Below are 7918 nucleotides of genomic sequence, written 5' to 3'. Positions count from 1 at the left end.
CAAGCAGCGCGCCAAGCGCCACGACGTCGGCAAGACCGTCAAGCGCGCCGAGTCGATCAAGAAACACCAAGCCCACCGAGGTTAAACGCCAAGCTGAGGGTCTGTCAAATGAGCGGTGCATCCAGCTTCGGCGCTATGAAGTCAATCTTTGTGGCAGGCAGAACCCGAACGCTGCGATCAGGAAAGTCGATGTGCCGGTAGATTTCGTTGTGATGGGCGATCGACTGGTCTGGAAGGGCGAAGTCCGTTGGCTGGGAGCGGACCGATGTGGTGTGTCCGTCCGCCACCAGCACCAGGTCGTAGCCGTGGCTGAGGGCCTGGCGGGCAGTCGTCTCCACGCAGTTCTCGGTGGCAAAACCAGTGACCAGGACCTCGGTGACGCCGAGCCGGATCAGCGTCTCGTCGAGATCGGTGTCCAGGAAGGCGTCCGCACAGGTTTTTGTCACCACCGGCTCTCCGTTCCACGGCGCCAGTCCGGGCAAGGCATCTCCGCATCCTTGTTGCTGAACCGTGATGACGGGAACGTTCGCGGCACGCGCCCGGGAGCTGAGCCCCGCGATGGTTCCGACGGTTTGGTCAGGGCGGTGCATGATGGGCCTCATGTTGTGCTGCATGTCGATGACGAGGAGCGCGGCACGGTGCGGCGTCGGTGGCATCGGCCTACCGTAGCTGTCCTTCTGCCGCGGCGACGGACAGTCCCGAGGCATCGTGTTGGCCTGCATCCGTGACGCGCGTCCGGCCTGCCAGGCAGACGGCACCCGCAATCGGAAGGATCAGGAGCGCGAATGCTCCGGCAAATGCCGGGAGGCGGCTCGTTGACGCCGCTGAGACTGCCGTGAACAGAGCCGATGTCACGGCCAGGACCAGGGTCTGGCCGAGGTTCTGCGAGGTCTGCATCGCACCGCTTGCATAGCCCTGTCTGTCGGCCGAAGTGTGCGCGAGCGACAGCAGTGTGAGTGACGGCGTCGCGAGCCCCATGCCGAAGGCGGCTATCGCCATCGAAGACGCCGCCGCGGCCGGGGGCACCGCCGGCATGGTGCACAGTGCCGCCACCGCCACCGCGGCCGCCATAATTCCGGCCCCGATGGTGACCAGCCGGTGCCGCGACACCCGGTTCTGCAGGCGACCCTGCATCCAGGAGGCTCCGGCCCAGGCAAGTGCCGCCCCGGTGAACGCGAACCCTGTAACAACGCCTGGCACCTGTCGGTCTGTGCTGAGCATCAGCGGGACGAAGGCTTCCAGCGTGAAGAACGCGCCCGAGGTCAGCGCGCGCAGGAGCACCGTGGCGGGCAATCCGCCCCCGGCTCGCCAGGTGTGCGGGGGCAGCAGCCTCGGGGCAAACGTCACAAGCACCACTACACCGATCGACGCGCACACCGCGTGCCATACATTCCAGGTGGAAACGCCGTACTGGGTGAGAGCCGCGGCGACGCTCACTGTTACTGCGGCGGACAGGGCGGGCCGCCGCACGGGTGCCTCGGGATTTCCAGGTTCTTGCGATGCTCCCGGCTCTGGTCGTCCGCGAAGGAGCAGCACAGCGGCCGCGGCAGGGATAAGGGTGAGCCCAGCGACGCCGAAGAACACCGCTCGCCATGACCACGACGCGGCCACGAAGCTGGCGAGCGGGGGGCCGGTTAGTGACGGCACAATCCAGCACGCACTCATGAGGGACAATGCGCGGGCGCGCAGGTGATCCGGGTAGGACTGCCCGATGGCCGCGTTGACGGACACCGCTACCAGGCCCGCCGCGATCCCGTCGGTGAAGCGTCCCAGGACCAGTTGCCAGATGGTGGTACTGGTTGCGGAGACGAGGAGCGTCGCGACGGTCAGGATCACCCCGGCTGTCAGCGGTTGCCGGGCCCCGCCGCGATCCGCCCATGTCCCGCCCAGCACACCACCGAGCAGGCTCGCCGCCACGAACGCCCCTGCCACTAGCGGGTAGAGACCGACTCCGTCGAGGTCTCGGGCCGCCACCGGCAGCAACGGCATCACCGCCAGCGCTGCGAACCCGGTCAAGAACATTACCGAGGCGAAACTCGCGGTGACCGCCAGATACGAACGGGAGTAGAGCCCGGGGGTGGAAAGGGGATCCGACGGTTCACAAGGGTCGCTTGTCACCGGCAGCAAAGTACGGCCCAACTCCGGTTCTGGCCAGTTTTTTGGAGAAGTCCTGGTGGGTGGGCGCGGGAGCGAACCGTTGGACTGACGCCCCTGACGGTCACTGGGTGGATGAGGCAGCCTGCGCCCCATCTTCCTTCGCCAGGGCCGGATTTCAAGGTCCGCGATGCGCTTGTCCGCGAAGCGGATGTTGGATCGGGCTGAAGCTTCCCCTTGATCGTGGACTCTGGAGACTGGGATCTTGAGGTTCCAGAGGAAGTAGCACCAGGTGGGAAGCAAGTACACGAAGCGAGATAAATACAACCGTCACGGCCATTCCAGACCTTCTGGACCGCCCGATGCGCGCGTATGGCAGGATCGGGGTCGTCTCCTGGCCTCAGCCCAGGAGACTCTGCCCCTCAGCCCGCGGCGGTCGGCCGGTCCGGCTGAACGACGCCCGGGCGGGTTGCCGCCGAGGTCGGAGTGGAGAGCTGTGCGGTGCCGCGGTCAGCGGGTGTGGCGGTGGACTGCTTCGAGGAGCTGGTCGATGTCTTCGGCGCTGTGGGAGAAGGCGGTGACGAAGCGGACGATGCCCGGCTCCCAGCGGTCGTGGTAGAAGGCGTAGCCCTCGGCGAGGAGGCCGTCGGTGACGTGCTGGGGCAGCCGGCAGAAGAGGATGTTGGCCTGCGGGACCGCCAGAAGGCCCGTGTCGGGGATGGCTTTGAGGCCGTCGCCGAGGCGGGTGGCCATTGCGTTGGCCTGGCGGGCGTTGTCCAGCCACAGGTCGTCGGTGAGGTAGGCGTCGATCTGTGCGGTCTGGAAGCGCATCTTCGAGGTGAGCTGCCCGGCCCGCTTGGTGCGGAAGGCGAGCTCCGTGGAGAGCGCGGGGTCGAAGGAGACGATGGCGTCCGCGGTCATCGCGCCGTTCTTCGTGGCGCCGAAGGACAGGACGTCGATGCCTGCCTTCCACGTCATCTCGGCCGGGGTGGTGCCCAGGTGGACGAGGGCGTTGGCGAAGCGGGCGCCGTCCATGTGTGTGCGCAGGCCCGCGTCTTTGGCGATGGCGGTCAGTTCGCGGATCTCGGCGATGCTGTAGACGCTGCCGGACTCGGTGGCCTGGCTGATGTTCATCACCGACGGCTGCACGCTGTGCACGTCACCGGCCCGCCTGCTGGCCGCCGCCCGCAGGGCGGTCGGGTCGAGCTTGCTGTCGCCGCCGTCCAGGCCAACCAGCTTGGCGCCGCCGGTGAAGAACTCCGGCGCCCCGCACTCGTCGTGGTGGATGTGGCTGTCGCGGTGGGCTAGGACGCTGCCCCACGGCGGGGTCAGGGCCGCCAGGGCCAGGCCGTTGGCAGCCGATCCGGTGGTGACCGGGAAGACGTCCACCTCGTGCTCGAAGATCTCGGCGAGCCGGGTGCGGGCGCGTTCGGTGAAGGGGTCGTTGCCGTACGGCAGGACCTGGCCGAGGGCGGCGTCGGCGACGGCGCGGGCTATCTGCGGGGAGGCGCCGGCCATGTTGTCGCTGATGAAGGACAGGCCGGAGGGCGTGGTGGCGGGGGTCGTGCTCACGTGGGGGCTTCCTTGCTGGTCAGGTGATGATCGGGGAGGCGAAGACGACCGTGATGTCCACGGCCTCGGCGCCGGTGCGGTAGAAGTGCGGGGCGTCCCCGGCGAAGGCGAGCATGTCGCCGGGCCCGAGGTCCTGCGGGGCGTCGACGGGGCCCGCGGTGACCGAGCCGCTGGAGATGAGCAGGTGCTCGATCGTGCCGGTGGCGTGGGGGACACCGGCCAGCTCCGTCTCGGGCTGGATCCGCAGCCGCCAGATCTCCAGGCTGTTGCCGCTGCTGATGCGCCGCAGCAGCTCCCGGGTCACCTCGCCGGGCTCGGCCTCGGTGGCCGGCCGGTACACCGGACCGGTATCGGCGTCCCGGGCCAGGAGGTCGGCGATCGGGATCCGCAGAGCGATCGCGATCGCGTCCAGGGTGTCGATCGTCGGATTGCCCTTGCCCGATTCGAGCTGCGAGAGCGTGGCCTTACTCAGCCCGGCACGCCGGGCCATCTCCGCCGCGCTCATCCCGCGCTGCTGACGACGCAGGCGGATCTTCGCGCCGACCGCGGCCGCGGTACTGCTGACGGGCTGGCGACTGGACGGGGGCGTCATCGGCCACCCCAAGCGGAGCGTGAATGAACCATACGTTCACTATAACGTACGGGCGGATATGACGCACCCCCCGTTCATTAAACCGAACGGACTAGAGATTTTGCCCTGGTAGCGGCGGTAGCGTCGGGATCATGTTCGCTGCCTACGCTGCCCGAATCGACCGTGACCAGCCGCTGAACGGCCTCGAGCTGGGCGAACGCCCGGCCCCAGAGGCCCGCCCCGGCTGGGTCACCGTGAACGTCAAGGCCGCCTCCCTCAACCGCCAGTTCCGGCAGGTGCGATAGCTGGCGCGATGTACCGCGCCAGCTCGTGGGCTGCTCCGGCGTGACCGCCTGGCGCCGGCTGCGGGACTGGACCAAAGCCGGTCTCTGGCCCCGACAGCATGCCGCCTGCTCACTGAGCTGCCGGCGGCGGGTCTGCTGGAGATGGTCGACTGCGCCATCTACGGCTCGCACGTCCGCGCCCTCGAAGGGTGCTCCGGCGCGTCGGTGCATCCCAGCTGCGCGAGCAGGGGCCGCACCTCGCCGATGGCGCGCGTGATGGTGGAGCGGTCCACGCAGAACCAGCAGGCCAGCACGTCATGAGTGGTGCCATGATGCAGGCTCACCAGTGTGGCCAACGGCGCCTGCGCGCCGCCGGGCCCCCGTCGTCCAGAGCGGTGTGCGTGCCAGGGAGCCAGGCGCGCTCCCTTCGTGCCCGACGGCGCTCGCGGGCCAAGGACATGCGGCGGGGCCAGGCGCGCCGCCTCTGGCGCGGGCGGTGTACTGCGGTGGCAGCGCCACGGTCAGGTGACGGAGCCGGTCCTGGTCAGTGGTGCAGACTGGCGCTTTGTAGCCGATCCGGGCGCGGGTGTCGATGACGATGCCGCCGGTGGTCGCCGCCTTCTGCCGCGCCTGGGCGCAGATCTGCGGTTGCCACCGTGCCTTGACCTCGCGCTCCAGGCGGGCTGCGAGCTGCGGGCGCGGCTTCTTGGCCTCGTCCTTGACGTACCGCTCCACCTGGCGCTGGGACATTGCGAGCAGTTCGGCGACCGCCTTGGTGCCCTTGAGCTGCTTGACCAAGTACCGCATCTGAGCACCCGCGCTCTTGGGGGCCGGGCGGGTGAACGCCTTCTGCACCGCCTTGTCCAGGCCGTCCCCGAACAGGGTCATCGTCGCTCTCTCCTACTCTCCGTTGTCGACGTCGGTGACGGTGCCGTCCTTGATGTACCGGGCGAGGTTGAGCTCCGGGGCGTTGAACCGCTCCCGGACCTCCTCGCCCCACAGCACGCTCTAGGTGCCCTCGTGCTTGACCAGGCCCGGGTTGATGCCGAGCTTGAAGCCGCCGGGCAGCGGCTTGCCCTCCCGGTAAGGCAGGAAGTCCAGCGGGCTCGGTCCGTTCGCGGCGTCGCCCTGGCGCAGCACTTCGCCCGTCACCTCGGCGACCTGGACGCCGCACAGAGGGCGTTCTGGTTCGGCAGGACGCACACCGGCCGGCCCGGCGCCCGCCGGATGCGGCCGAGCGCTCTGGACCGGCTCCTGCGGCGGCAGCAGACGCAACCGGAGACCGGTGACACCCTCGCACGGTCCCTACAGGCGATGTTCAGTGGCGATTGGTACCAGGACGACGACTTGCGCGCGTTCCTCCTTACCTGATGGCCACCAGGTAAGGAGGCAGGAAGTGTTCACCGTCACCAGCTCGTTCGACGACGGTGCTACCTACACCGTGCAGATCACCGGGCGGGCAAACCGCCCGATGATCGGGTCGTACCGGGCCGCGGCCCTGGTGGAGCTCCACCAGGGCGAGACCATCGCCCTGTCACCGACCGGCCCCCTGGCGACTGTCGCCGGACGACGACACGTGCGTCCTCGCGGTGCTGCGCGAGTACACCAACGTCGTCGAGGAGAGCGGGCCCGCCCCGCGACGGCCGCGCATGCCAGGAAGCTGATCCGGGGCGCTTGCCCAATTGGGCAAGAACGATCTTGAGCCCGCTAGGAAGCTCTGCACTCTGGGAGCTGACTCGCCTTCGCCTTGCTGTCTGCAACCAGGCCCCCCGTCTCCTGGTACACCTGCATGGCCATCGGGGGCGAGGAGACGTCCTTGAGCAGTCGTCCAGTGCTGTAACGCACCCAAGGGCGGCCATCCATCGTCAGGAAGTGCATGCCCTGAAAGACCCAGTCCCTGTCAGGGACCGGATCGAAGGAAGAGGCGGCGCCGTGGACAAGCTTGTTGGGGACCTGCACCGCAGTACACGGGGGAACTACGCCGAAGAAGATGTAAGTGGCGCGTCCCGCGTTCATTTCCCGCTGTCTCTCGTTATCGAGGAACAGGGAGACCCAGACAGGGTCCAGGGTGCGATTGGCCACAACAGTGCTCCGCCCATCCCCCCACATCGTCACCCGTGATGCCGGACTCAGCTCCTCCATCTCGCTGTCTTCCTTGGACTGTGCCAACTGATCGTTTGCAACTTGAGCGGCCTTGAACGTCCCCCACGCTGTGATGGCAAGGCTGGCGGCGGCCACTACAGCGGCTAGCACAGCGGTGTGCCTGGCCCAGTCGGAGCGCCTATACCATCGCCGTACGCGAGCGAATCGGCTCGTTCCCCGTGTCTTTCTCACGGGCGGAAGCGGCGGCCGCGGGGCCACTTGCCGGACTCTCAAACGTGCTCTGCGTTCGGGCACTTGACCTCACCCCGACCTCGTTCGGCGCATCGACCAAACGGTCTATCACGCAGAGAGCGCTCTTGAGAGGCAGACGAGGACGTAAGGCGCCTCGACGCACCATCCTCTGTCCGTGACCGGATACGGATTGGCCATCAAGGTTCTCCCTCAGGGCGGCAAGCCCTTCGTGGAGGAAGACGACGAGAACGAGGGCACCGAGGAGACTCCGCTCGACAAGGCCGCCCCCGGCATCTCCGACACCGAGCCCGCCGAGGACTTCGAGGAGGACCTGCCCGAGGACCCGGCGGCGGCCCCGGCCGCGATCGAGGAGGATCCAGCCGCGCCCGCGGATGACCCCACGGCACCCCCGACGCCCGACACCCCACCGGAAGGTGAAGGCGGGGGCGCACCCAACGCCGCCCCGGAGCAGCCCGACGACGCTTCCCGTCCCTGGGCCGGGGACGAGTACAACGAGGGCGACGAGACCGACCCCCGACGGCCCCGAAGCCTGGTGCGCCTACACCGGCAGCTCCGGCGAACAGGCTTGGCTCGACAAGGCCACGGACGGCACACTGACCGGGTGGGTGAGGGACGGTGACGGCCAAGTGTGGCGCTACACCGACCCAGACGCATGGGCGACCGACGTTGACGGGGCGCAGATGGCACAGACGCACCACAACGGCGAGGACCGAGCGAACGCTGCAGGAGGAGCCGCCCCGAGCGGACCGCCCCCGGCCGGCGACCGCGGCATCCAGGACTCGATGTTCGCGGGCCAGTAAGGAGATCCGACCGTGGCGACCCAGCTCAACCGTCAGGCCTACCAGGACCGGCTCAACGAGGGCAAGGCCGCATACGCGGCCGGAGACCCCTCCGACGCCTGCCCGTACAACATGTCGGCGGCGTCGAGGAGCGGTTCGGGTACCGCTACTGGACCCGGGGGTGGTCCATCGCCCGTTCCGAAGCTGAGGCGCAGTCCCAGCAGCCTGCGGAGGCCCGCGCAGGACAGTAGCTCCACGCGAAC

At 68.4% G+C, this 7918-nt stretch carries 8 protein-coding genes and 2 pseudogenes; 2 read left to right on the top strand and 8 right to left on the bottom strand.

What is annotated here, in order from left to right:
- Positions 1-104 precede the first annotated feature (104 nt).
- The 4 genes from ACWCPM_RS30150 to ACWCPM_RS30135 form a co-directional block, all read right to left on the bottom strand.
- Positions 105-656 (bottom strand): isochorismatase family protein, encoded by a 552-nt coding sequence (locus ACWCPM_RS30150; RefSeq protein WP_450979418.1) that lies wholly within the window; start codon positions 654-656, stop codon positions 105-107.
- Positions 657-660: 4 nt separating this feature from the next.
- Positions 661-2022 carry an MFS transporter gene (locus tag ACWCPM_RS30145; RefSeq protein WP_450979422.1) on the bottom strand — a complete coding sequence of 454 codons (1362 nt, stop codon included), beginning with the start codon at positions 2020-2022 and terminating at the stop codon, positions 661-663.
- Positions 2023-2604: 582 nt separating this feature from the next.
- Complete coding sequence (locus tag ACWCPM_RS30140; protein ID WP_450979417.1) at positions 2605-3666, bottom strand: threonine aldolase family protein; 1062 nt, start codon at positions 3664-3666, stop codon at positions 2605-2607.
- 19 nt (positions 3667-3685) lie between these two features.
- Positions 3686-4258 (bottom strand): helix-turn-helix domain-containing protein, encoded by a 573-nt coding sequence (locus ACWCPM_RS30135; protein ID WP_450979416.1) that lies wholly within the window; start codon positions 4256-4258, stop codon positions 3686-3688.
- A 131-nt stretch (positions 4259-4389) separates the two neighbouring features.
- On the opposite strand from ACWCPM_RS30135, the pseudogene ACWCPM_RS30130 reads away from it, so the two are divergent.
- Positions 4390-4518: pseudogene (locus ACWCPM_RS30130) on the top strand (Zn-dependent oxidoreductase); the annotation flags it as partial.
- A 182-nt stretch (positions 4519-4700) separates the two neighbouring features.
- Here ACWCPM_RS30130 and ACWCPM_RS30125 read toward each other — a convergent pair.
- From ACWCPM_RS30125 to ACWCPM_RS30110, 4 genes and pseudogenes are all read right to left on the bottom strand, one after another.
- Positions 4701-4835: a hypothetical protein gene (locus tag ACWCPM_RS30125; RefSeq protein ID WP_450979421.1), complete on the bottom strand. Its 135-nt coding sequence runs from the start codon at positions 4833-4835 to the stop codon at positions 4701-4703.
- Position 4836: 1 nt separating this feature from the next.
- On the bottom strand, positions 4837-5409 hold the full coding sequence (tpg, locus tag ACWCPM_RS30120) for a telomere-protecting terminal protein Tpg (protein ID WP_450979415.1): 573 nt from the start codon (positions 5407-5409) through the stop codon (positions 4837-4839).
- A gap of 12 nt (positions 5410-5421) precedes the next feature.
- Positions 5422-5643 (bottom strand): annotated as a pseudogene (locus ACWCPM_RS30115) (telomere-associated protein Tap); the annotation flags it as partial.
- Between the two features lie 585 nt (positions 5644-6228).
- The gene (locus tag ACWCPM_RS30110) at positions 6229-6759 is read right to left on the bottom strand and encodes a hypothetical protein (RefSeq protein WP_450979414.1); all 531 of its coding nucleotides are present in this window, start codon (positions 6757-6759) and stop codon (positions 6229-6231) included.
- A 271-nt stretch (positions 6760-7030) separates the two neighbouring features.
- Here ACWCPM_RS30110 and ACWCPM_RS30105 point away from each other — a divergent pair, with 271 nt between their 5' ends.
- Positions 7031-7495 (top strand): hypothetical protein, encoded by a 465-nt coding sequence (locus tag ACWCPM_RS30105; protein WP_450979413.1) that lies wholly within the window; start codon positions 7031-7033, stop codon positions 7493-7495.
- The last annotated feature ends 423 nt before the right edge of the window (positions 7496-7918 follow it).

The organism is Streptomyces sp. NPDC002309, assembly GCF_053593375.1.
Note: the sequence above shows the minus strand (reverse complement) of the source record. Positions and strands in the feature narration are given on the sequence as shown.